Origin of the sequence: Streptomyces sp. NPDC058231 (assembly GCF_042882275.1) — a bacterium.
GTDB lineage: Bacteria > Actinomycetota > Actinomycetes > Streptomycetales > Streptomycetaceae > Streptomyces.
The window spans coordinates 36,481-58,177 of sequence record NZ_JBHVWN010000051.1; the positions used below are offsets into that span (position 1 = coordinate 36,481).

23 protein-coding genes and 3 pseudogenes are annotated in these 21,697 nt (G+C 67.9%); 14 read left to right on the forward strand and 12 right to left on the reverse strand.

Going from position 1 to position 21,697, the window contains the following annotated elements; genetic code table 11:
- The first annotated feature begins 203 nt into the window (after positions 1–203).
- Positions 204–1,100 carry a helix-turn-helix transcriptional regulator gene (locus tag ACFVXE_RS27830; RefSeq protein ID WP_389675160.1) on the forward strand — a complete coding sequence of 299 codons (897 nt, stop codon included), beginning with the start codon at positions 204–206 and terminating at the stop codon, positions 1,098–1,100.
- A 348-nt stretch (positions 1,101–1,448) separates the two neighbouring features.
- On the opposite strand, the gene ACFVXE_RS27835 is transcribed toward ACFVXE_RS27830, so the two are convergent.
- Positions 1,449–2,156, reverse strand: coding sequence for a nitroreductase family protein (locus tag ACFVXE_RS27835; RefSeq protein ID WP_389675162.1), 708 nt, complete (start codon positions 2,154–2,156; stop codon positions 1,449–1,451).
- A gap of 91 nt (positions 2,157–2,247) precedes the next feature.
- Between ACFVXE_RS27835 and ACFVXE_RS27840 the strand changes: the two genes are divergently transcribed.
- The 3 genes from ACFVXE_RS27840 to ACFVXE_RS27850 all read left to right on the forward strand — a co-directional run bounded on the left by ACFVXE_RS27840 (position 2,248) and on the right by ACFVXE_RS27850 (position 4,871).
- The gene (locus tag ACFVXE_RS27840; protein ID WP_389675164.1) at positions 2,248–2,721 is read left to right on the forward strand and encodes a winged helix-turn-helix transcriptional regulator; all 474 of its coding nucleotides are present in this window, start codon (positions 2,248–2,250) and stop codon (positions 2,719–2,721) included.
- A 248-nt stretch (positions 2,722–2,969) separates the two neighbouring features.
- The gene (locus ACFVXE_RS27845) at positions 2,970–4,304 is read left to right on the forward strand and encodes a pentapeptide repeat-containing protein (RefSeq protein ID WP_389675166.1); all 1,335 of its coding nucleotides are present in this window, start codon (positions 2,970–2,972) and stop codon (positions 4,302–4,304) included.
- Between the two features lie 243 nt (positions 4,305–4,547).
- Positions 4,548–4,871, forward strand: a complete 324-nt coding sequence (locus ACFVXE_RS27850; protein WP_389675168.1) for a hypothetical protein — start codon at positions 4,548–4,550, stop codon at positions 4,869–4,871.
- Positions 4,872–4,990: 119 nt separating this feature from the next.
- Here ACFVXE_RS27850 and ACFVXE_RS27855 read toward each other — a convergent pair.
- Both ACFVXE_RS27855 and ACFVXE_RS27860 read right to left on the reverse strand, forming a co-directional pair.
- Positions 4,991–5,179, reverse strand: a pseudogene (locus tag ACFVXE_RS27855) (DEAD/DEAH box helicase family protein); the annotation flags it as partial.
- Positions 5,180–5,352: 173 nt separating this feature from the next.
- Positions 5,353–6,345, reverse strand: coding sequence for a GlxA family transcriptional regulator (locus tag ACFVXE_RS27860; protein WP_389675170.1), 993 nt, complete (start codon positions 6,343–6,345; stop codon positions 5,353–5,355).
- Positions 6,346–6,398: 53 nt separating this feature from the next.
- On the opposite strand from ACFVXE_RS27860, the gene ACFVXE_RS27865 reads away from it, so the two are divergent.
- Positions 6,399–6,794: a cupin domain-containing protein gene (locus ACFVXE_RS27865; RefSeq protein ID WP_389675172.1), complete on the forward strand. Its 396-nt coding sequence runs from the start codon at positions 6,399–6,401 to the stop codon at positions 6,792–6,794.
- Between the two features lie 619 nt (positions 6,795–7,413).
- Positions 7,414–7,964: pseudogene (locus ACFVXE_RS27870) on the forward strand (IS5 family transposase); the annotation flags it as partial.
- A 1,051-nt stretch (positions 7,965–9,015) separates the two neighbouring features.
- Here the strand turns inward: ACFVXE_RS27870 and ACFVXE_RS27875 are convergent.
- Positions 9,016–9,291: a hypothetical protein gene (locus tag ACFVXE_RS27875; RefSeq protein ID WP_389675208.1), complete on the reverse strand. Its 276-nt coding sequence runs from the start codon at positions 9,289–9,291 to the stop codon at positions 9,016–9,018.
- A 367-nt stretch (positions 9,292–9,658) separates the two neighbouring features.
- Positions 9,659–9,826: pseudogene (locus ACFVXE_RS27880) on the reverse strand (transposase); the annotation flags it as partial.
- Between the two features lie 235 nt (positions 9,827–10,061).
- Between ACFVXE_RS27880 and ACFVXE_RS27885 the strand changes: the two are divergent.
- On the forward strand, positions 10,062–10,820 hold the full coding sequence (locus ACFVXE_RS27885; RefSeq protein WP_389675204.1) for a TnsA-like heteromeric transposase endonuclease subunit: 759 nt from the start codon (positions 10,062–10,064) through the stop codon (positions 10,818–10,820).
- Between the two features lie 166 nt (positions 10,821–10,986).
- On the opposite strand, the gene ACFVXE_RS27890 is transcribed toward ACFVXE_RS27885, so the two are convergent.
- A complete protein-coding gene (locus ACFVXE_RS27890; protein WP_389675174.1) occupies positions 10,987–12,567 on the reverse strand; it encodes a hypothetical protein in 1,581 nt (526 codons plus the stop codon).
- Between the two features lie 199 nt (positions 12,568–12,766).
- On the opposite strand from ACFVXE_RS27890, the gene ACFVXE_RS27895 reads away from it, so the two are divergent.
- From ACFVXE_RS27895 to ACFVXE_RS27915, 5 genes are all read left to right on the forward strand, one after another.
- Entirely contained in the window at positions 12,767–13,213 is a 447-nt protein-coding gene (locus tag ACFVXE_RS27895) for a transposase domain-containing protein (RefSeq protein ID WP_389675176.1), read from the forward strand.
- Positions 13,189–14,085 carry an IS4 family transposase gene (locus ACFVXE_RS27900; protein ID WP_389675178.1) on the forward strand — a complete coding sequence of 299 codons (897 nt, stop codon included), beginning with the start codon at positions 13,189–13,191 and terminating at the stop codon, positions 14,083–14,085. Before ACFVXE_RS27895 ends, ACFVXE_RS27900 begins: the two co-directional genes overlap by 25 nt.
- 35 nt (positions 14,086–14,120) lie before the next feature.
- The gene (locus tag ACFVXE_RS27905) at positions 14,121–14,561 is read left to right on the forward strand and encodes a hypothetical protein (RefSeq protein WP_389675180.1); all 441 of its coding nucleotides are present in this window, start codon (positions 14,121–14,123) and stop codon (positions 14,559–14,561) included.
- 441 nt (positions 14,562–15,002) lie between these two features.
- Positions 15,003–16,319 (forward strand): ice-binding family protein, encoded by a 1,317-nt coding sequence (locus tag ACFVXE_RS27910; RefSeq protein ID WP_389675182.1) that lies wholly within the window; start codon positions 15,003–15,005, stop codon positions 16,317–16,319.
- A gap of 204 nt (positions 16,320–16,523) precedes the next feature.
- Positions 16,524–16,835 carry a hypothetical protein gene (locus ACFVXE_RS27915; protein WP_389675184.1) on the forward strand — a complete coding sequence of 104 codons (312 nt, stop codon included), beginning with the start codon at positions 16,524–16,526 and terminating at the stop codon, positions 16,833–16,835.
- Here the strand turns inward: ACFVXE_RS27915 and ACFVXE_RS27920 are convergent.
- Both ACFVXE_RS27920 and ACFVXE_RS27925 read right to left on the reverse strand, forming a co-directional pair.
- Positions 16,793–16,933: a hypothetical protein gene (locus tag ACFVXE_RS27920; protein WP_389675186.1), complete on the reverse strand. Its 141-nt coding sequence runs from the start codon at positions 16,931–16,933 to the stop codon at positions 16,793–16,795. The genes ACFVXE_RS27915 and ACFVXE_RS27920 overlap by 43 nt on opposite strands.
- Positions 16,934–16,998: 65 nt before the next feature.
- Positions 16,999–17,202, reverse strand: coding sequence for a hypothetical protein (locus tag ACFVXE_RS27925; protein WP_389675188.1), 204 nt, complete (start codon positions 17,200–17,202; stop codon positions 16,999–17,001).
- A 398-nt stretch (positions 17,203–17,600) separates the two neighbouring features.
- Between ACFVXE_RS27925 and ACFVXE_RS27930 the strand changes: the two genes are divergently transcribed.
- Positions 17,601–17,936: a DUF6233 domain-containing protein gene (locus ACFVXE_RS27930; RefSeq protein WP_389675190.1), complete on the forward strand. Its 336-nt coding sequence runs from the start codon at positions 17,601–17,603 to the stop codon at positions 17,934–17,936.
- Here the strand turns inward: ACFVXE_RS27930 and ACFVXE_RS27935 are convergent, their stop codons facing one another.
- Positions 17,937–18,869, reverse strand: a complete 933-nt coding sequence (locus tag ACFVXE_RS27935; RefSeq protein WP_389675192.1) for a Ku protein — start codon at positions 18,867–18,869, stop codon at positions 17,937–17,939. It abuts the gene before it with no gap.
- A gap of 438 nt (positions 18,870–19,307) precedes the next feature.
- On the opposite strand from ACFVXE_RS27935, the gene ACFVXE_RS27940 reads away from it, so the two are divergent.
- Positions 19,308–19,448, forward strand: coding sequence for a DUF4304 domain-containing protein (locus tag ACFVXE_RS27940; RefSeq protein WP_389675194.1), 141 nt, complete (start codon positions 19,308–19,310; stop codon positions 19,446–19,448).
- Positions 19,449–19,596: 148 nt separating this feature from the next.
- Here ACFVXE_RS27940 and ACFVXE_RS27945 read toward each other — a convergent pair whose 3' ends face one another.
- The 3 genes from ACFVXE_RS27945 to ACFVXE_RS27955 form a co-directional block, all read right to left on the reverse strand.
- The gene (locus ACFVXE_RS27945; protein WP_389675196.1) at positions 19,597–19,917 is read right to left on the reverse strand and encodes a hypothetical protein; all 321 of its coding nucleotides are present in this window, start codon (positions 19,915–19,917) and stop codon (positions 19,597–19,599) included.
- A 126-nt stretch (positions 19,918–20,043) separates the two neighbouring features.
- Complete coding sequence (locus ACFVXE_RS27950) at positions 20,044–20,967, reverse strand: transposase (RefSeq protein ID WP_389675198.1); 924 nt, start codon at positions 20,965–20,967, stop codon at positions 20,044–20,046.
- A gap of 39 nt (positions 20,968–21,006) precedes the next feature.
- On the reverse strand, positions 21,007–21,603 hold the full coding sequence (locus ACFVXE_RS27955; protein ID WP_389675200.1) for a transposase family protein: 597 nt from the start codon (positions 21,601–21,603) through the stop codon (positions 21,007–21,009).
- Positions 21,604–21,697: the final 94 nt, after the last annotated feature.

Consider the following 21,697-nt stretch of genomic DNA (forward strand, 5'->3'; position numbering starts at 1 on the left):
GGCGGCCTCACACCATGCGAATCACGTCGGGTGAGGGCCGTCGGCCTACCAGTGCCAGGATCAGTGCGGTGCAGCAGGCCCGCTATCCAGGCAACCAGCCACAGGCCCACCGTGGAGGCCCGTACGGGGGCGCGTTCGTCCGGGGGTCCAGCAGAACCCCTTTGGCCACGGTGAGGCCCACGGGTGCGCCGTACGGTGGATGCATGGACCGCAGCAGCGAGATCCGCGAGTTCCTGCGCACCCGCCGGGCCCGGATCACCCCCGAACAGGCCGGTCTCACCCCCCACGCCGGGCCCCGCCGGGTACCAGGGTTGCGCCGTGAGGAAGTCGCCCAGCTCGCCGGAGTCAGCGTCGACTACTACATCCGCTTGGAACGGGGCCGCACCCAAGGCGTCTCCGAAGCGGTCTGGGAGGCCGTCGCCCGCGCCCTGGACCTGGACGATGCCGAACGCGCCCACCTCTTCGATCTCGCCCAGCCCACCACCGCCGCCCGGGCCCGCCGCAAGCGCCCCCTTGCCCCGCAAAAGGTGCGCCCCGCCCTCTATCGGGCGCTGGACGCGCTCGGTGTCCCCGCCGTCGTCCAGGGCAGGCGCCTGGACATCCTGGCCGCCAACCGGCTCGGCTACGCCCTGTTCGCGGACTTCGCCTCTCGCCCGCACCGCGAGCGGAACTTCGCCCGCTTCGTCTTCCTCGACAAGGCCGCCCTCAACCTCTACACCGACTGGGAGAAAGTCGCCCGGGACACCGTGGCCAGCCTGCGGCTGTACGCCGGACGCCACGCCGACGACCCGCAGCTCACCGAACTGATCGGTGAACTGTCCCTGCACAGCGAAGCCTTCCGCCGGCTCTGGGCCGACCATGACGTCCGGGCGCACACCACGGGAACCAAACGTCTGCACCACCCGCTCGTCGGTGACCTCACCCTCGACTACGTCGTCCTCGCCGCCGAAGACGACCCCGAGCAGAGCCTCGCCATCTACACCCCCGAACCCGCCTCCCCTTCCGCTGAAGCACTGGGCATACTCGCCAGCTGGACCAGCACCTCCACCACCGCCACGCCTACGCCCACGCCCGAACAGACCCACAACCCGCCCAGCTGACACAGCTGAAGCGGCTCCCGGCCGGGACTCCTGCGACAGGATGATCTTGTCGAGGGTTGACCGTGGGCCACTTCGTCACCGTCCGGCTGTGACTCGGCCCGACTCCCAACGCCGCTTGGCTCAGGAACTCGCCAGGCAGCACGAAGAACGGCGGCGGCAGGCTACGGAGGCTTGGCATGCCGTACTGGAAGAGGCCTATGCCGAGCAGCTGGAGCGAGATGTGGACAGTCACGCAATTCCCCGCCCCCGGCCGGTTGATGGTCACGTAATTCCCCACCCTCCCGGTCACGATTCCCCATGGGGACGGCGGTCGCGAGCAACTCCCCAGGGCCTGGTCCGTGTGCGGTCTCAGCCGGTGTGCCAGGTGACGGCGTTCTCCGGCCCTTCGCGGTTGGTGCGGAACGAGTTGACCGGGTGGTCGAGGTCGGGGTAGCCGAAGGAGATGCCTGCCACCACGCGCCGGTTGTTAGGGATGTCGAAGTGGTCGCGGAGGAAGCCGGCATAGGAGGCGAGGGCAGCTTGCGGCGCTGCTGCCAGGGCGAGGCTGTGTGCGGCGAGCAGGAATGTGTTGATGTAGAGGCCGCAGTCGACGGCACCGTAGACGCCGAGGTCGGCCTCGGTGGTGATGATCGCGACGTGCGGCGCGTCGAAAAGCTCGAAGTTGCGCAGGAGTTGTCGCAGGGTCCGCTCGTGGTCGCCCTTGGCGATGCCGAGGCTGCCGTACAGCTGGAGGCCGCATTCGCGTCGGCGTTGCCGGTAGGCGCCGGTGTACTGGGTGGGGAATGGGAAGTCGGGCGAGTCCGAGTGGCTCTGGACGTGGGCCAGAAGCTCGGTGCGAAGGCGCTCCGTCGCAGCACCTTCGGTGATGTGCAGCTGCCACGGCTGGGTGTTGCACCAGGACGGGGTGCGCTGGGCCAGCTGCAGCAACTGGTCGATGGTCTCCCGGGGAACCGGGCCGGGTTGGAACTGACGGCAGGTGAACCGGCCGGCGAGGATCCGGCTCAGCGCCTCGTGCAGGTCGGGGCTGGTGCCGGGGCTGGTGCTGGTCGGGTTCAAGGGGGACGCCTCCACCGATGTGGTCTCGTTTCGAGACCGGACACTAGCCGAAGTCGGTCTCGTTTTGGAACTGCCCGGGTAGAGTCGCGGCGTGCGCTACGAAGACCTCGCTGACCTGCCGTGCTCGATCACGCGCCCGCTGGTGGTCCTCGGTGACCGTTGGACGCTGCTGGTCCTGAAAGCCTCGTTCGCCGGTGTCCGCCGGTTCAACGAGTTCCAGAGCGCGCTGGGCATCTCCCGGAGTCGACTGCAGGACCGTCTGGGACGGCTGGTCGAGCACGGCATCCTGGCTCGGCAGCAGGCGACCGACGGCAACCACCCGCAATACCGGCTGACCCGGAAGGGCCACGACATCTACCCAATCCTCATGGCGATCAAGGACTGGGGCGACACCTACATGGCACCCGACGGGCCGCCCGCTCACTACCGCCACCGCGACTGCACCGGTGAGGCCCACACGCAGCTCACCTGCGACACGTGTGGAGCCGATGTCACCGCACACGACATCACCCCGGAGCCAGGCCCAGGCATTCTCGCCCACCTCAGCCAACCCCGAGCCGAGTAGGACCAGTGACGGGCGATCCGAGTGATCGGTGCCTGCTCCACCCGTGACGCGGTCGGCCGGGCAGCGCGATGGGCCTGCGGGCAAGCGGGGTGACGGCTCAGACGCCGGACAGCGCGAGAGCACGCAACCGGTCGAGGACCTGAGGAATTACGTGACCGTAGCCGTGGGGAATTACGTGACCGTCCACACGAGAGGAGGAGAAGCGCGAGGTCGGCAACTATCCGGCCGCGCTCGATCGTCCTTCGGGTATGACACACCCGCGCCCCGCACCGTCCTCGAATCCGCCTGACTGGCCGCACTGCGGCCACGGCACCACGCCGGAGGACCCGGTCGGCTGCCGCGGCATCCACGTCACCGGCCACACCTCATGCCTCGCCCATCTCGCCGACGCCGACCGCGACGCCTACCTGGCCGGTCTGACCCCCGGTGCCGACATCGACCACCGCGGCACCCCCTTCACCGAGCCCCTCCTCGACGTCCTCCTCGACGCCCTCCGCGACCCCGCCACCGGACACCCCAACCTTGGCGACGCCTGGTTCGAGTCGGCAAGCTTCAAGGACAACGCCCGGTTCGAGTCGGCAACCTTCCGAGGCGTCGCCGTGTTCGGGTCGGCAACCTTCGAGTACGCCCGGTTCGAGTCGGCAACCTTCCAGCGCGCCGCCGGGTTCCAGTCGGCCACCTTCCAGGACGACGCCTGGTTCGAGTCGGCCACCTTCCAGGGTGCCGCCTGGTTCGTGTCGGCCACCTTCCAAGGCACCGCCGGGTTCAAGTCGGCCACCTTCCAAGGCACCGCCGGGTTCGAGTCGGCCACCTTCGAGCGCGATGCCCGGTTCGAGTCGGCAACCTTCCAAGGGGCCGCCCGGTTCGAGTTTTCGACCTTCGAGGGCGGCTGGTTCGATTTGGCAGCCTTCCGAGGTACCGCTGTGTTCCAGTCGGCGGCCTTCCAGCGCGACGCCCGGTTCGAGTCGGCAACCTTCCAAGGCGACGCCCGGTTCGAGTCGGCAACCTTCCAAGGCGACGCCCGGTTCGAGCAGGTGGTTTTTGAGCGAGCTGCCAGCCTTGGACCGTTGGTGTGCGCCGGGCGGGTGGTGCTGCCCGGGGCGGTGTTCAGCGGCCCGGTGACCCTCTCGTTCGCCGCGCGCCGGGTGGAGTGCCGGCGGACCCGCTGGTCGTCAACGGCCGAGGTGCGTCTGCGCTATGCCACGGTGGACTTCGCCGACGCGGTCTTCGAATACCCCCTCACGATCGCCGCGGAGGTCGACCCCTTCGTGCTCCCCAACGGACAGCCGGTGGCAGAGCAGACTCTTGCCGGGGCGCCCGACGGCACAGTACGGATGGCCTCGCTGCGCGGGGTGGACGCGGCCCATCTGGTCCTCGCTGACGTCGACCTGTCGGGGTGTCTCTTCACCGGGACCGTGCATCTGGACCAGCTCCGGCTGGAGGGCACCTGCTCCTTCGACAAGGTCCCGCCCGGCACGCACTGGCGGCGCGGGCGACCCATACGTTCACCCAGCGCCGCACCCTCGCCGAGGAACACCACTGGCGCGCGAACCAGCCGGAAGCGGTCCGGGGCTGGAACGTGACGGTGACCGGCGGACACGTCGGGCCGGCGCAACTGGCGCCGGTGTACCGGGCGCTGCGCAAGGCGTTCGAGGACGGCAAGAACGAGCCGGGGGCGGCGGATTTCTACTACGGCGAGATGGAGATGCGCCGCCACGACCGCACCGGTACCACCCGCGCCGAACGCGGACTGCTGCACGGCTACTGGCTGCTGTCCGGCTACGGCCTGCGCGCCTCCCGGTGCCCTGGGCTGGCTCGCTGCCGCCATGCTCGTCACCATCGTGCTGCTGATGGGCTTCGGGCTCCCCCAGGACGACCCGAAGCAGGAAGTAACCGGCACCGTGCCGCCCGGTGGAGGCAAGGTCACCTTCGAGATCGACAAAGACGACCCACGCAACCCCACCGGGAGCAGGCTCACCGGCGAGCGCTTCGAGAAGGCCCTGAACGTCACCCTCAACTCCGTGGTCTTCCGCTCCAGCGGACAGGACCTGACCACCGCCGGCACCTACATAGAGATGACCTCCCGCCTGACCGAGCCCGTCCTTCTGGGCCTGGCGGTCCTGGCCGTCCGCAACCGCGTCAAACGCTGACCCACGCGCCCACACAGCCAGGGGCCCGGTGGCACTGAACGGATCGAGTTCGACACCCTCCTCAAGGAAGCGCTCGCCGAGGAGTTCCGGGCCCTGGTCCGTGACGAGGCGCAGTGGATGAGGATGCGCGGAGTCGCGGTCAGGTAGAGCCGGAAGTCCGCGGGGATCCGCTGGTTGTCATGGATCGCCGCCCAGGGCCGGCCGAGGTCTCCGGCGGTCCCGTGTGCCTCGTCCACGACCGCGAGGTCGAACGGCTTCATGGTCTGCCCGTACAGGCGCTCTCCGCCCGCCAGAGCTGCCTCCAGCGGCCACGGCCCACTTGCCGTACGCCGTGCCAGCCGGGCCACTGCCATCCGCTGCCGTTCAGCGGGCTGGACATACAAGACCAGCACTGCCTCCTCGATTAGGCCTGCGACGTCGGCGATTTTGTCAGGGGATGCCCGCCGTCAATTCACGGTTGGCCGGAAGGGGATGCCCACCGTCAATTCACCTCCGGCCCGAACCGGCGCCTGTATGTCGACGGCGTGATACCCGTCTCGCGGCGCATCAGCGTGCGCAAATTGGCAGCGGTGCCAAGCCCGCTGCGCCGCGCGACCACCTCGAAACGGGACTCACCTCGCTCGATCAACCGGCACGCCAGGGCAAGTCGTTCCCCCGTGAGCCACGTCAACGGCGTCGTGCCCAGTTGCGCCTGGAAGCGGCGATGCAGCGTCGCCGGACTGACCGCCGCACGCACCGCAAGGTCCGACACAGTGAGCGGTGAGTCCAACCGTTCCTGGGCCCAGGCCAGGACAGGCGCCAGGGACTCGTCCGGCAGGTCGGGCATGGGGCGCTCCACAAACTGCCGCTGCCCACCGTCCCGGTGCGCCGCGAAGACCAGTCGCCGGCTCACAGAGTTGGCGACCTCCGCGCCGTAGTCACGGCGGACCACATGCAACCCAAGATCGAGCGCAGCCGCGCTCCCCGCGGCGGTGAGGATGTCACCGTCGTCCACGAAAAGCACGTCTGATTCGAGCCGAACAGAGGGGAAGCGGGCCCGGAAGGAATCCGCCCACTGCCAGTGCGCTGTGGCCCGGCGCCCGTCGAGGACTCCGGCCTCGGCCAGTGTGAAGGCGCCGCTGCAGAAACCGACCAGGCGCGCACCGCGTGCGTGTGCCCGTCGGACGGCATCGAGCACGGCAGGGCGGCGGGGCACCTCGATGTCCGGGCGGTTGGGGACGATCAAGGTGTCCGCCGCGTCGGCCGCTTCCAGATCGGCAACTCCCGTGAGCGTGAAGAATCCGTCTCGCATCAGGGTGCGGGGCTCGGGGGAGCAGAGCCTGAAGTCGTAGAGATCACGGCCGATCTCCGGTCTGCGTAGACCGAAAACCTCGGTTGCGCAGCCGAGCTCGAAGGGGTTCGAGTTCTCGTCCACGATCACGACGACCCGGTGTACGTCCGCCGCGTGAACTGCGTGCGAGGATTCTTTCGGCATGTGCAATTCCTAGCACTCACGGCGGCCACGCGAAACGGCTCAGGATGACGCCCATGAGTAACGAACCCATCCCCCTCAGCAAGGCTCTGGCCTCCTTCGATGCCCTGTGGAGCCCCCGCATCGTCACGCGCGTCAACGACTATGACGTCCGCATCGCAAAGGTCGAGGGCGAACATATCTGGCACGTCCACGACGACACCGACGAGTTCTTCCTGGTACTCGACGGAGAGCTGCACATCTCCTTGCGCGAACCCGATGGGGAGCGCACGATCCTGCTCCCACAGGGGGCGGTCTTCACCGTCCCCCGAGGCACAGAGCACAAGCCGTCCGCTCCGTCCGGCGCCGCAATCCTGATGTTCGAGCCCGCCGGGACACCGACCGTGGGCGATCGCCACGACGAGATCCCGGACCACGTGGACTCAACGACCGGGCACGCGCTCAACACCTGAGCCGACAGGCTTCGGGCGCGCGCCCCGTCCAGGGGAATGGCGGCGGTCAGCTCTTCTGTCGACCGTTCACACCGAACACAGAAGCCGGCAGAGGCGACAGCCCCGGCAGAGGCGACCCGGGAGCGGGCACCGCCGGGGGGTAGACCGACGCCCCGGCCCGGGGAGAGGGAAAGGAAGAGATGCTCTTCCCCAAGGGGGAAGAGGTGTCGGCGGCGACGGACGCTGACCCATAGCCGCTGACCTGCAGTGGAACGACTCAGCGAATTCATCGCTGGCAACCCGTTGAGCAAATCGTCAAGCAACCCGTTACGCACCCCTGCAGCACAACCAGTTGGGCCACCCGCTACGCAACAGCGGTAGACCCGCACCCAGCCACCCGAGTTTGGGCAGCACCGGCCCCCGCACGTCCTCCCGACAGAGGCCGCCAGGGCCAAGGAGACGCCACCACCCCGGAGGGATGCCCATGCCGCCGCCTCGGCCTCTTCATCCCGCCGCCTGACAGACGACCAGATCGAGCGCGCCACCGAGCAGTTTCGGCGGCGCGCTCTCGCATGTTCCTAGTCAGGGGTTGCGCGGCTAGGGCGTCTTCAAAGGCTGTTGATGGGGCATCATGTGACGTATGGTGCGGCGACATGAGCTCTCGGACGAAGAGTGGGACGTTCTGTCGGGGCTGCTTCCGCGGACGGACACGGGGCGGCCCCGGCGGGACGACCGGGTGGTACTGAACGGGATCGTGTGGAAGCTGCGGACTGGTTCGGCCTGGCGTGATGTGCCGGAGAGATACGGGGCTTGGCAGACGTTGTACACACGTTTCCGCAGGTGGGCGCTCGATGGCACGTTCACGCGGATGCTTGAGCTCGTTCAGGCTCAGAAGGATGCGGCTGGGGACGTTGACTGGCTGGTATCGGTGGACTCCACGATCACCCGCGCTCATCAGCACGCGGCCGGCGCCCGTAAAAAGGGGCAGGCCCCGCAGAAACGGCACACGCTCACGCCCTCGGACGATCCCGTGGCGGACTGACGACCAAGATTCACCTCGCCTGCGACGGCCGCGGCCGTCCGCTCGGCTTTGTCGTCACAGGCGGCAACATCAACGACTGCACGCAGTTCGAGCAGGTCCTCGCACAGATCAGGGTTCGCCGTCCAGGCCCAGGCAGACCGCGCAACCGGGCCGCGGTAACCCTCTTCGGCGAGGATCGCGGGCCGTGCGGAGCGGAGCGGCGGCGAAGCGCGCCGGTCGGCGACCGGACGTTGCCAGGGACGCGCCCGGGCGCGCGGCCGGCGGAGGCAGCGGCCGGCCGACACGGTCGGGGCTCGAGGGAGCGGATCGAGCAGCGAGGAAGGGCCGGCAGTGCGAGCAGGCCGCGCCGGGCCGTCAGACAACAAAGCCTCTTCCTCCGGCTAACGCGGAGAAAGAGGCGTCGGCGTAGAAAATTGGCTTGCCCACGGGGTCTGACCAGGCAAACGCTCAAGATCACAAAAAGGGGGGTCACACCTCAGGTAGTATCTCCGGTGCAACTCTGGGTCCCCCTGTGCAGACAACCGTGCAGACAACTGTGGGTGCAACCCTCATCCGGGGTGCGCCACTGCAGGCTTGCCCACACGTCATGAGCCATCCGAGCAGGCGGGGAGCTGCGCCCGCGCTGGCGCCGCTCCCCGGCGAGCTGCCGGGCGAGCCGTGCGCAGTCGTGCTGAGCTCCCGGCTTCGAGCACCAAGCGCTGGAACTCGGCCGATTCGATATTGGTAGGTCCTGCTATTGGAACTTGCGGAGTTCTCCCCGCCGGACGGACCGCCAGACGTCGAAGCCGTAGCAAACGCCGACCAGCGCGGGACATCACGCTTTCCTTCGGCCGCGGGCAGTCGTTGGCGGGGCGAACCGCCAGGGGCCTGGGATCAGGTCGAGCGTCGCCGTGCAGTCGACGGCGTGCAGCCCATCTCCCCCGACAGCCGGTCACGATGTCGCGCGGTCGATCATGTCAGGCAAGTGGATGCGCCCCATACCGGCACCCATCAGCGTCGCTCCAGGTCAGCGGGTTGGGCAAGCCCCGGGGCGCGCAGTGGGCAAGCCTGGGACGTCACGGGCAAGCCGTCATGCCGCTCAGTCACAACAACTGTGACTGAACGCCATAGTTGGCCCGTCTTGCCAGGCAGGTGCTCAGCCTTGCCGTGCCCATCAACAGCTGCGTGGCGCAGCAGGCCGCGCAGCGGCCTGGCTGACGCTCAGGACGCAGCGGGTGCGTTGACCGGCATGGCGTTCTTGAAGTCGGTGAACGTGATCGTCGCTTCGATGTCGGGGTCGGACGCGAAGTGGATCTTCTGGTGTACGCGCACGACTCGGCCCTCGTTGTCGATCCATGCATCTGCGTCGATTGCGGTGGCGGGTCGCAGGTTGCGCCCGACGGTCCTGTCCACCGCTTCGACGTCCTTCGGGGTGAGGCGGGCCGAGACGCGCACAGGTTCGCTGCCCTGGTGCACGGACGCGCCGTGACCGAGCATGAGCCGCACATACTGCGGGAGCTGGTCCGTGGGTATACCCCCCTTTGCCGCCGACGCAGGGAACTCCTGCTATACCCCGTGAGTTCCGGTGGCGCGCCGGTACACCTTCTGCCGGGTGATCACGACGTCTTCGGTGTACCGCTCGGTTGTGTCTGTCGTGCGCCCGGTGAATGGCGCGTTGAGGTTGACCCGCCCTTCCATGAGCTGGAGTCGTCTGGGCCACCGACTGCGTGATGGCTCTGAGCGCGGCCGAGTACGGGGCGTCGCCGGCTGCGGCCAGCCGATCGCGGACTACCTGCGGGCCGCACTTCGGTGGTGCGGGCTGACTCAAGGAGCATGCGGAGAGCATCAGCCCCAAGAGCACCAGAGGCAGCAGTTGCCAGGCTACGTCGTTGTAGAGGACGAACAAGATGCCCTGCAGGCAGAGCCGGTCCGACACTGGTCGCGGCCCCGGCGACCGCTCGGGCCACGGCGGCAGTAACGGCTCGATCAACGCCCACAACTCATCGTCCACGATCCACGGTCGAGTGCCCATGCCATCACGAACGGCCGAATCGTCACACCGGTCGCGCCCGACCAGGGCATCTCGACAAGATCGTGTTACGAGCTCTTTCTGTCACCAATAGCGAAGTTCGCAAGCCGCTGGCTCTCTGTGGCGGTTCCATGAGGCCGTGGCGGCGAAACGCGTTGGACCGGAGAAGGTAGCGGAAGCCGCTGACGCGGTGACCGTCTGGTCGCATCAGTGCAGCTGGGAGGATCTGTTCGCGTCGGTGAACATCGCCGCGGGCAGGGTCGGGCTCGACCTACGCGACGGCTGGACAAGGCGGTGGACGGTCTCGTGGCGGGCTGATGGGGACGCGGCGTCCCGCTCGGTACAGGACCTCGTACAGGAGCCCATGCTGTCGAGCGACCCGATGCGTCACTTCACTTGGCGTCGAGACCAGCGACATCGCCCTGGTCTGCAACTTCTTACCAGCACCGACCGTCACCACGGGGCGGAGAGTCTGGAGGAGGGCCGGATGCTGCTGGCCCTGGACTTCGACGGTGATGTCGTCGACGTCGTCTCGCAGCCGTTGAAGATCTCCTTCGAGGCCGGTGGGAAACGCCGCAGCCACACACCGGATTACCTCGTGGTGGCCCGCCACGGCGTCTGGCTGATCGACGTACGGCCGGAGGCTCTGATCAAGGATTCGGACCGGGAGTCGTTCGCCGCAGCCGCCGAGGTCGCCGTCGCCTGCGGCTGGCGCTACACGGTCGCCGCCCGCTGGCGCGAGCACGCCTTCGCCGGGCTGGACGCGCTGGCCTCACGACGCCGGCTGCGGTCCGATCCCCTGGGCCTGCGACCGGTGCTGCTCGCCGAGGCCGTCAGCGGGCGGAAGTTTCGGGATCTCGCGGCGGCGACGGGCTATGAGTCGATCGCGCGGGCTCAGCTCCTGCACCTTCTGTGGTCGAGGCGGCTGGGAGTGGATCTGGCGAGCCTGCTGGGAGACGGCTCCATTGTCGTGCCGGCCGGGGAGGAAAGGCGGTGACCGCAGCGGCGGTGCTGGACCTTTCGCCGGGCGCCAGCCTGGTGCTGGACGGCACGGCCGTGCGCAGTCGCGGGCGCGGCTGCTGCTGCTGCTGCTGCTGCGACCATCACCGACGGCTTCCGTCCCTGACCCGTCCGGGGCCCCCTCCGGACCCCCGGACGACGTGTCAGTTCCCGCCGCGGGACCGTCGGGAGAGCGCTACGGCCACACCACCGGCCAGCAACAGCGCGCCGGCCGCCCAGACGATCCAGCCGCCGCCGAATCCGGTGTCGGCCAGCGGTCCGGACCCTACGGAAGGGCCGCCCGAAACGGAGCCGGACGCTCCGGCCGCGCCGCCGGAGCCGGACCCGCCGGGCGTACCGCCGCCCCCGGACCCGCCGGCCGTGCCGCCGCCCGCGGAGCCGCCCTGCGCCAGCCGCAGGGTCAGCGCCGCGCTGTCGTTGGAGGCGTCGGGGTCGAGCCCCTTCATGACCTCCAGCGTGCGGACCTGGCCCGTGGAGACGGCCGGGGTACGGGGGCCGATAGCGACGGTGAACGACAGGACGTGTCTGTCCCCCGGGGCGGGGTCGCCGAAGTAGCACTGGTAGGAGGACCGGCCCATCCGGGGGCCGGGGTCCGACCCGTCGTCCGTGGGCGGCGGCTGGCAGTTGTCCGGGATCTTCGTGGCCTTCGTGCCCGGCGGCAGCTTGACGAGGACCGGGAGGAAGGCGTCGTCGTCGAGGAGGTCCTCCACCACCGCCGGCCCCCGGTCGATCACCGTGGCGTGCAGCGTGGCGTGACCGCCGCGCCGCCCGGTGACGGTGTCCCCGGTGACGGCGAAGTCGGCGTGGTTGACGCTGTCGACGTAGGTGGTGAAGTACGGGTCGATGTTCCCGTCGGACGGCATCGCGCCCCTCGGGACCAGGGTCAGCGGGGTCCCGGGGCCGTTCGCCGGGGCGGCGCTGGTCAGCGGGGTGAATTCGTAGAAGATCTTGTCGCGCAGGGCCTCATCGCCGACCTTGACGCGCAGCGGCGACGACAACGCGTACTGCTGGCCCGGCTCCACCGGGGTGGGGAAGTCGCACAGGGTCTCGCGCACGATGTGCCCCCCGCGGTCGCTCGCAGGCACGTCGCGACAGTTGGCCCAGGAGCCCTGGAGGTGCAGCCCGGCGGTGGTGTCGATCCGCAGCTCCACCCCCTTGGCCGCCGGGAGTTGGCCGTTGTTCCACACATCGAGCGGGAAGGTCAGCGTGTCGCCCGGCACCTGGTGCAGCTGCTCGGCGGACGCGCTCACCTTCAACTGCGTCGCACCGTTGGTCAGGGTGAGGTGGTCGCCGGTGACGGTGGCGTCCGACGCCGTGCCGGAGACGGTCACGGTGCCGCTGCTGCCGACGGCCGCACCGGGCTTCGGCACCAGCGTGATGGCGTGGAAGTCCGAGGTGGCGGACGCCAGGTCCAGCGTGCAGAGGTTGCCCTTGCAGTGCTCCGACGGTGCCGGCTCGGCGAAGTCGGCCACTCCGGACAGGTCGACGGTCAGGTGGACGTGGTGTGCCGTGCCCCCGCCGGCCACCTTCCACCGGTAGGACAGGTCCACGCTCGCCGGCTCCGTCCCGATGAAGAGCTCGTGCTCGGCGAACTGGACCGTCATCCCTCGTGCGGCGTCCGCCGTGTCGGCGCGGGCCGGACCCGTGGCAAACACCCCCGCCACCAGCGCCACCGCGCCCGCCGCCGCCGTCGCGACCGCGCGTACCCGTGATCGTCGTGCCATCCGACCGAACCCTTCCCCGTGCGCCGGGAGAGTCCCGGCCCGCCGTGCTTCACAGGTGTGACCCGCGAGGTGCGGAAATGGTTGCGGCCAGCCGGACTCAGGTGTCCGCGCTGCCGGGCACGACGTGACGTGGCCTAAGGGATACCGGTGACTTTGGTGGTGGTTGGTCGTTGGTTGTGGTGTGCCAAGGCCTGGTCAGGTGAAGTTGTCGGGTGAGCGTCTGTCGGATCGGATTGCTCTGGGTGTTTTGACGCGGGAGTTTCCGCCTGAGTTGGTGGATGAGGTGATCGTTGAGTGCGGGCGTGTGGAACAGCGGTCGCGGCTTCTTCCGGCCCGGGTGGTGGTGTATTTCGTGCTCGCGATGTGTCTGTTCTCGGGCCAGGGCTATGAGGAAGTGGCTCGGCTTCTGACGCAGGGTCTGGAGCGGGTGCGGCGGTGGGACAAGCTCTGGCAGGTTCCGACGTCGGGGGCGATCGGGCGGGCCCGGCGGAGACTGGGGCCGGGGCCATTGAAGGTGCTGTTCGACCGGGTGTGCAGGCCGGTCGCGACAGGGGAGACGGTTGGTGCCTGGTATCGGGACTGGCGTCTGGTCGCGGTGGACGGCACCGTTTTCGATGTCCGTTGTCGGTCCATGAACAGCACCTGATTCCGGGGCTGCTGCACCGGATCGGGCCGGGGATGATGCTGCTGGCTGACCGCGGGATCACCGGCTTCGACCTTTGGCAGGCCGCTTCGAGCACGGGAGCGGATTTGTTGTGGCGGGTCCGCAAGAACATCGTCCTGCCTGTCCTCCAGGCCTTCGACGACGGGTCGTACCTTTCCGAAATCGTCGTGACCGGCGACCGCGAGCGCCGCGATCCGGCCCGGGTCCGGGTCATCGAATACACGCTGGGCGGCCCGCGTGAGGACACGGTCTACCGGCTGATCACTACCGTCTGCGACCCGAAGGAGGCACCCGCCACCGATCTGGCGGTCCTCTACCACCAGCGGTGGGAGATCGAGAACACTCTGGACGAACTCAAAACCCATCAGGGCGGCCGCCAGCTGGTCCTGCGCTCGCAATACCCCGAGGGCGTTGAGCAGGAAATCTACGGCTTCCTCCTCGTCCACCACGCACTGCGGGACGTCATGCACCAGGCCGCCCACCACGCCGGACTGGATCCCGACCGGATCTCCTTCACCCGCACCTTGAACACCGCCCGCCGGCACGTCACCGACCAGGCGGCACTTCCCCCTCCAGACTCAACCGAGGCCTCACTCACACCATTCGTGAACTCCTCGAACGACTCCTGCCACCCCGCAGACCACGCTCCAACCCCCGCGTCATCAAACGCAATATGTCCAACTGGCACCTCAAACACCCCCACCACAACAACCCACCACCACCCACTACAACAGTCACACTCGTGCCACCTACCAAAACCACCAGCAAGCGCCAGAAACATCGCTAAATCAGCAGTATTGCGCCTAGAGTCTCAAACGATCTGGTTCGCCGAGCACCGAGTCTCAGCAACTTGATCGACGTAAGCTGCCCTGGCTCGTAGCCTCTCGCTGTGATCGATACGACCGAGGCCGATGACGCCTTCAAGAACCGGTGTGCGAACGCGGCGCGCACTCTCGCGCCGTGCGTCGGCTACTTCATCCACCGCATCGCGTTCGACGCCGTCCCCGCGGACGACTCACTGGAGATCACCCTCCGCGAGGGCCCGCACAAGCCTGACGTCGTGATCTCCCTCGCCAACGTGCACTACGTCTCGGTCGCGAAGGGCGCCGACCTCCACGGTTTCGTCGACGAGATCTCCCTGATCCACCTTCCGAAGATGCCGCAGCTCTGGCCTGATGAAGCCGCCGACATGGTCGGTCGATTCGGCGGATTGCCCGAGCTCGCATGGCTGAGGATCGTCGGTCCGATCGGGGTGGACGTCGTCGCATCGCTCGTAACCATCTACTCGGCAATGAGCGATAACAAGGCCTCTGCGGACCAGACCATCTGAGACCGGGACCAGATCGACGGAGACGGGACAACACTGACTGCCGTGTGCGGCCCTCGGCGCGTGCCTGTCCTGTGCCACTGATCCTTGACCGATTGCCACTGAAGTTGGACCACCGTGTGGTTCGTGCCATCGATTCCTTGACCAACTTGGTCAGGACGATTCCCTACCTGCCGATGGTCCGTCTCGCCAGACGGCTCGGATGGGTCTCAGGAACTGGGGCTGAACCGGGCGGCGATGTTGGGTCCGCGGGTGGTGCGCCGGTGGTGCTGCTTGACGCGAAGCGCCGAACGCGCGTCCGTTGCGGGCGACATGGGGTCCTTGAGCTGTTGACATCGGGTTAGACCGGTGTGCTACTTGATGTATTCGCACCGCAATGTCGTCGGAGGAAGAGCTGGTTTGAGACGCGCCCCGTCCGTCGGCGATGGACTCAGGGGAGCTTCTATGCCAGTCTCGCCGAACCAAGGATCCACCGGCGGGGGCGACGCGGTGACTCTCACCGGCAGCCACTTCACCGGCACCACCGCCGTGCACTACGGCACCCGCCAGGCGACGAGCTTCACGGTCGTCAGCGACGCCACGACCGACACCATCACCCCTTCCGGTCACGGCGCCGTCCCGGTCTCCGTCACAACCGCCGGCGGAACGGGGATTGTGGGCACCTTCTTCTACCTGCCGCCGCCCTCCTTCCGCATCGACCCGCCTCCCGCGGGCCCTCTGGGAGGCGGCAATACAGTGATCTTCACCGGTCTCGGCCTCTCCACCACGAGCGAGGTCAGATTCGGCACGCAGATCGCCGTGTTCACCGTCGACTCCGACGGCCAGCTCACCGTGACCGTCCCAGCGGCGGCCTCCGCGGGTCCGGTAGGGGTCACCGTCACCACCAGGGGCGGAATCGCCAGCGGAGTCGTCTATACCTATCTCAACTCGCCTTCCGTCACCGTCATCACCCTCGACTCGGGACCAGTGGACGGCGGCAATCTCGTTGTCATCACCGGGACCGCGTTCTCCTACACCACCAGCGTCACCTTCGACGGCACCCCCGTCCTCTCCTTCCGGGTCGCCTCCGACACCGAGATCGACGCCGTGGTGCCCGCCGGGGCGCTCGGGCCGGCCGATGTCTCCGTCACCACCCTCGGCGGCACCACCACCGCTTCGAACGCCTACACCTATCTGGGGCTCTTCGCAGTCCTGGGCGGAGCGTCGGTCACCAACACCGGCCTCTCGAACGTCACCGGAGATCTCGGAGTGAGCCCGGGAGTGTCCATCACCGGATTCCCGCCCGGCCAGGTCTACGGAAGCATCCACAACTCGGACGCCGTCGCCGTCGCAGGCCATGCCGACCTGGTCACGACGTACAACGACGCCCTCGGCCAGATCCCGGACGGCAGCATCACCGGAGACATCGGCGGCCTCACACTGACCCCCGGCGTCTACAACGCCGCCTCTTCCATCGCGCTCACCGGCACGCTCACTCTGGATGCCCAGGGAGACCGCAACGCCGACTGGATCTTCCAGATCGGATCGACCCTGACGACGGCAACCGCGAGCCACGTGCTCCTCATCAACGGCGCCACAGCCAGGAACGTCATCTGGCTGATCGGCAGTTCAGCCACTCTGGGCACCGGCACCGACTTTGCAGGAAGGGTCCTGGCCCAGACCTCGATCACCGTGACCACCGGCGTAACGGTCAACGGCCAGGTCCTGGCCATCGACGGCTCTGTCACTCTGGACACCAATACCGTCACTCGCCCGTGGTGAAGTTCGCCGTGCAACCGAGGCGCACGCCAGCCGCGTCCTCCAGAGACTTGACCGGCACCCCGGACCTCCAAACGGCCGATCAACACGGCTGCCGAACTTTCCAAGGCCGCAGAAGACCGGGTCAAAGCCCGTCCGAGCGTCGGAAGGGCTGAGCGCCGGTTTTCCTCAGCTCCCACAGGCAGGCTTGGAGGGACCTTTCACCGCATGGCCACGCGAAAGAGCGCCGAGCCTCACGAGCCCAGCCAGAACCTCACCGACGCCCTCGATGAGCTGGCCAAGGCCGAGGTGCTGCTGGAGGAGAGGCGGCAGACCGCGCGGAAGGCCGTCGCCGACGAACTGCGTACGTCCGGTCTGTCTCACGCCAAGATCGCGGCGCTGACGCCGTGGACCGAGGAGACCGTGCGTGGCATCGCCACGGAGCATGGCGTGGCTCCGAAGCGGAAGCCGACTGTGCGTTCAAGGACTGGCGTCGGTCAGCTCCGTCGGGTCGATTCGCGGCCGCCGGTCTTCGCTTGAATGCGGGCGATGTCCACCTTGGCCCGGGCGATGACCGTGACGACTGCGACACCGCAGCCGCCGAGGAGCACCCACACGAACGCTGTCGTACCCGCCATGCGGCCACCTTCCGATTTCACCGGCCGGGGAGCATACCCCCACGGAACCGACGGTGTGGGCGGTATCAGGCGTCCCCGTCCGGCCATGACTTCAGCAGTCGGCCGCCGTCTGCCTCGTCGGTGAGCGTGATGCGGGCACCGGCGCGGCTTCCGCGCTCGCCGATCCACCGCGTGTACTTCTTCTCGGCCGTCGGCAGGTCGGACCACCAGCCGTGCATGACGGGCCTGTCGCCGGTCAACAGGGTCAGGTGAAATCGCAGGGTGCCCACGACGGCAGGCTACGACCCGTCGGCCACGATCGTCAGGGCAACCCACCGCTTCGCGCAGCACGGCCAGCGTGTCCGCCAGCGGTGCACGAGGCCCGCCGCGGGGGGTGGTGGCGAGGAGGCAGGGCATGCAGCGGTCCAGCCAGCGGCGGCCGTGCTCGGGCGGGTCGACGACCCCGGTCGCTCTTGCGGGCTCGCCGCAGAGCGCGCATGGGTGGCTGCCGTCGAGCCGCTCGGTGCCTGCCTTTTGGCGTGGCGCCCACGGTGGGGCGGGGTCCAGCCCCGCCGGGTCGATGCCGAGGGATCGCAGCAGGTCAGCGTCGCTCATGCGGCCCCCCTCTTCGGCTTCCGGAAATCTACGCCGCCCGATGGTACTCAGCACCCGGCGTAGACTCGAACACATGTCCGATAGTCCGTCTCGCCTGGCCATGCTGCGCTTCGCTCGCCGCATCGCCGTGCAGCAGGTCGAGCAGATCGACCGCTGGATCGCCGCCGAGGAGCGCCGCGAGACCGAGCCCGAGCAGGGCGAGCGGGCCCGGCCGCCGACGCCGGACTGGATTATCGAGCTCGGTATCGGTGTCGGCTCGCGGCCCATCGATGTCCATGTCGGCGGGTGCTACGCGGCCGGGAAGCGGCGCCGCGCCATCACTCGCGAGCAGGCCCTCGCCGCCCTCGCCGATGGGATCCGGGCCTGCATCCACTGCCGGCCCGATACCGAGCTCGGGGTCCTCGGGTAGTCAGGCGCTGCGTGGCTTCCGGCTGGGAGTCTTCTTCGCCGTGGTCTTCTTCGCTGCGGTCTTCTTGGCAGGTGCCTTCTTCGCCGTCTTCTTCGCGGCCGTCTTCTTTCGGGGCTTCATCTCGTGGACCGTGGCGTGGCCGTCCGTCTCGCCGCGGGACTCCCTTGCCTTCTGTACGGAGGCGTTCAGAGCTGCCATCAGGTCGACGACCTGTGCGGGCTGCTGCGCCTCGCCCTCGACCGGCTGGGCTGGTTCCTTGCCTTCGCTCTTCGCCTCGATCAGCTCTTCCAGGGCGTCCCGGTACGCGTCACGGAAACCCGAGATGTCGTCGATGGCCATGCTCTCGGCGAGCTGCACGGCTTGCTCGATCTCGTCCTCGTCCAACTCGGTCTTCTTCGGGGCCAGCTCCGCCGGGTCGCGGATCTCGTCCGGCCACCGCATCGCGTGGAGCACGATGGCGTTGTCGCGGACCCGCAGCAGGCCGAGCCGTTCGCGGTTGTGCCAGGCGAACTTCGCGATGGCGACCTTGTCGGAGCGCTCCAGCGCCTTGCGGAGCAGGGTGTACGGCTTCGCCGCTACCTGCCCGTCGGCTGCCAGGTAGTAGCTGTCACCGATTCGCACGGGGTCGATCGTGTCGGCGTCCACGAACGCCACGATCTCGATCGCCTTGGCTGTGGGCAGTGGCATCTGGTCGAGCTCTGCGTCCGTGATCGAGACTGTCTCGTCCTTGGTCAGCTCGTAGCCCTTGCCGATCTCGTCCTGCGGCACGACCTCGCCGTCGATCTCGCACACCTTTTTGGTGCGAACCCGGCCCATGTCTTCCAGGTGGACCTGGTGGAAGCGGATCGAGTGATCCTCGGTGGCACCGACCACCTTGATAGGGATCGTGACCAGGCCAAAGCTGATGGCCCCGCTCCAGATCGTCGACGGCATGCGTACCTCCAGGACCCCCCTGTGGGCCGGTCGGGCAGCAGTCCAGGCCGCGGCAGGGAGACATCTGGGCCACCGCCCGTACAGCGATCCTTACGCCGGACCGGGGCCCGCGCACCTGGGACAGCCAGATGCGCCCACCGTCACCCCAGGCCACGCTGGCGCCGATAGTCGTCCAGGGCCTCTCACCCTCGGGCGGGCTGGCTTTGTTCGCCGAGAACCGGGTTCTGGCACACATTCCGTGAGGGCGATCAACGGATGGTGCGCGGACACGGAATGCTGCTGACGGGGATCACGCAAATGTTCGGTCTCCATGAGGCGGTCGCACCTCCCATGTAAAAATCACCCGACCCCGATCACCGCGATCGGTGCCGCTCACGCTTCGCTCACTCGACGTCGATGAAGATCGAGAGACGTGGACGCAGAGCAAGGAAGGGATCGATGACACCGCTGGACCTGTTGGTCAAGCAGCACGTGGCCCCGGTGAGGAAAGCAGTTGGCTTCAAGAAGTCCGGCCGCACCTTCCGCCTCATCGCCAGCAACGGCGATCAAGCCATTCTCGGGTTCGCCGTCACTACGTAGACCCTGATGCGGCCGTCTTCGAGGTCGGCTACCGCATCGTGCCAGCGCCGTACTGGGAGTGGATTAACCGGCACTCGGCCAGCGGTGATGCCCGAGCCCCCATCGCCTTCGGCCCCGCGGTGCTGTCCGGCGACGTGATCCCACCGCCTCACGCAGCACACGCTCCGGACACCGAGATGCCGTTCCGTGCACGCTGGGCCTGCGCGAGGACAACAGCGTCATCTGCGGTGAGGCGCTGGCGACGGTCCTGCACAATGAGGCCGTCCCGCAGATCGTCCACCTTCTCGACCGAAGCAATCTCCTGCAGGAGTTCCGCCACCCAGCCCTGCCGGTCGTGCGACTCGTGCCACTCACGAGAGTGGAGATCTTCCTTCGGGTCGATGACGCTCCGAATGAGGAGGTCGAATCTTTGCTGGCGGACGTGCAGTTGGCAGGCCCTGGCGACAACTTCATCACCTGGACGCGCCAACGGCTGACAACGCGAAACGACGGATCAGATTGAGCGGGAGCCGGCTGACAAGGTCGAGCTGATGCCAACCGATCACTTGGAACGACCGAGAGACGATCTCCTTGCCCGGCTTCTCCTGGGCCAGGCCTACTCGTGGACGGCACTGGCTGCGGGGCGGGCGGCCGTGAGAAGGACACGTTTGCGGAGTAGGGGGAGCTTGGCTCGTCCGAACATCTGGCGTTTGATCATCTTGATGTGGTTGACGCGGCCTTCGACGGGGCCGGAGTTCCAGCGTGTGCTCAGGCCCTGGAGGACGGCGTCCCAGTCCTTCTCCAACCCTGTCGCAAACGCGTGCAGCCGGGGTAGGTCCGCGGTGCGGATGGCGATGACCCAGTCTTTGAGGTGCTGGCCAGAGCGGGTTTGAAGGATCTCGGCGAACGCGCGCACGTGCGCGTGGAGGGCGGCGAGTTCCAGGCAGTGGGAGAGGATGGCGGCGAACTGCTCGCTCTCGCTGTCGCTCAAGTTCTCGGGGTGCCTCATCATCCAGTCGATGATCCGGCGTATTCCTGGTGGTGCGGGTGGGACGGTGCGGATGCGTCGGCGCCGCCTCGGTCGCAGATAGTCGCTGATGATCTGGTAGCTCCCGCGGTAGCCGAGGTTCTGGAGCTCGACATGCAGCTGGATAGCGTTGGTGTGTCCTTCGGCCCAGAGTTTGTCCAGGTGGGGCTTGTAGGGGTCAAGCTGGCTGGGCCGGGGCTGGCGCCGTCCGCTCAGCAGCTGTTCGGGGACCGCTGCGCGGGCGTTGCGGCGAACAGTGTTTCCGCCGATGTGCACTTCTCTGGCGATCTCCCGGATGCAGTGTCCCTGGGCCAGCAGTGCATGGATGGTTGCGTGCCGCTCTCGGATGCGGGCTTCGATCGGCGACGTTGCCTTCGTGGCTTCCACGCTGTCGCCATCGCTCGTCAGGTCATCAGGGCTGGTGACAGCCGTTTGGAGGCAGTTGCTGTGGAGTCGGATGGTGGCTTCGACGGCGGTGCCGAGGTTCTGCCAGACATGGAACCGGTCGGCCACCTGGACCGCGTTCGGGGAACCGGTCCGGGCGCCATCGGCCTAGGATCCGGCCCGGTCACGGCAGATGAACTCGGCGCCGGGATGCTCACGCAGCCACCCGGCCAGGGTGGAGGCGTCGCGGCCGGGTAGCAGATCGAGAGGCCGGCGGGTCTCGCAGTCGATGAGAACGGTGCCGTAGTGGTGTCCTCGGCGGGTGGCGAAGTCATCGACGCCCAGCACCTTGGGGACGGCCCAGACGGGATCAGGCACGGCCATGATCGCCCGCAGCAGCGTGGTCCGACTCGCCTTCATCTGCAGGGCAGCAGCAAGACGGTCCCCGGCCCGGCCGGCGAGGGCAACTGCGACGACCGCCAGGACGTGGCGCGAAGCAGGTGTCCGCCTTCCGTACCTCAACGTCAGTCCCGCGACCTGCTCCACGAACGTACGACGCCCGCACAGGGCGTTATCGCAGTACAACCGGCGCACGGTCAGTGCGATCATCACCGGCTGGTCACCGATCGGAGTATCGGCCAGCCGACGTTCATAGCAGCTGTGCCCGTGACTCGACGGAAGCTGACAGTCCGGGCACGATGCCGCGCCGTCGAGGGTTCTCGCAAGGATGTGCACCACACCGCACTCTGTGAACACCCGCTCCATGGGCTTGATCCGCTTTGGCGGACATTCGAGATCTGGGGTTCAGCCCCGGGAGGATGTCCATCATGGAGAGCATGGGGAAGAAGAAGCCTCGCCG

Coding starts and splice junctions, on each gene's coding strand:
- ACFVXE_RS27915 (WP_389675184.1), top strand. CDS start 16,524: ATGGCCACGCGAAAGAGCGCCGAGCCTCACGAGCCCAGCCAGAACCTC.
- ACFVXE_RS27865 (WP_389675172.1), top strand. CDS start 6,399: ATGAGTAACGAACCCATCCCCCTCAGCAAGGCTCTGGCCTCCTTCGAT.
- ACFVXE_RS27875 (WP_389675208.1), bottom strand. CDS start 9,291: ATGCTCGGTCACGGCGCGTCCGTGCACCAGGGCAGCGAACCTGTGCGC.
- ACFVXE_RS27910 (WP_389675182.1), top strand. CDS start 15,003: ATGCCAGTCTCGCCGAACCAAGGATCCACCGGCGGGGGCGACGCGGTG.
- ACFVXE_RS27920 (WP_389675186.1), bottom strand. CDS start 16,933: ATGGCGGGTACGACAGCGTTCGTGTGGGTGCTCCTCGGCGGCTGCGGT.
- ACFVXE_RS27860 (WP_389675170.1), bottom strand. CDS start 6,345: ATGCCGAAAGAATCCTCGCACGCAGTTCACGCGGCGGACGTACACCGG.
- ACFVXE_RS27940 (WP_389675194.1), top strand. CDS start 19,308: ATGACACCGCTGGACCTGTTGGTCAAGCAGCACGTGGCCCCGGTGAGG.
- ACFVXE_RS27890 (WP_389675174.1), bottom strand. CDS start 12,567: ATGGCACGACGATCACGGGTACGCGCGGTCGCGACGGCGGCGGCGGGC.
- ACFVXE_RS27850 (WP_389675168.1), top strand. CDS start 4,548: ATGCTCGTCACCATCGTGCTGCTGATGGGCTTCGGGCTCCCCCAGGAC.
- ACFVXE_RS27830 (WP_389675160.1), top strand. CDS start 204: ATGGACCGCAGCAGCGAGATCCGCGAGTTCCTGCGCACCCGCCGGGCC.
- ACFVXE_RS27930 (WP_389675190.1), top strand. CDS start 17,601: ATGTCCGATAGTCCGTCTCGCCTGGCCATGCTGCGCTTCGCTCGCCGC.
- ACFVXE_RS27845 (WP_389675166.1), top strand. CDS start 2,970: ATGACACACCCGCGCCCCGCACCGTCCTCGAATCCGCCTGACTGGCCG.
- ACFVXE_RS27955 (WP_389675200.1), bottom strand. CDS start 21,603: ATGGAGCGGGTGTTCACAGAGTGCGGTGTGGTGCACATCCTTGCGAGA.
- ACFVXE_RS27935 (WP_389675192.1), bottom strand. CDS start 18,869: ATGCCGTCGACGATCTGGAGCGGGGCCATCAGCTTTGGCCTGGTCACG.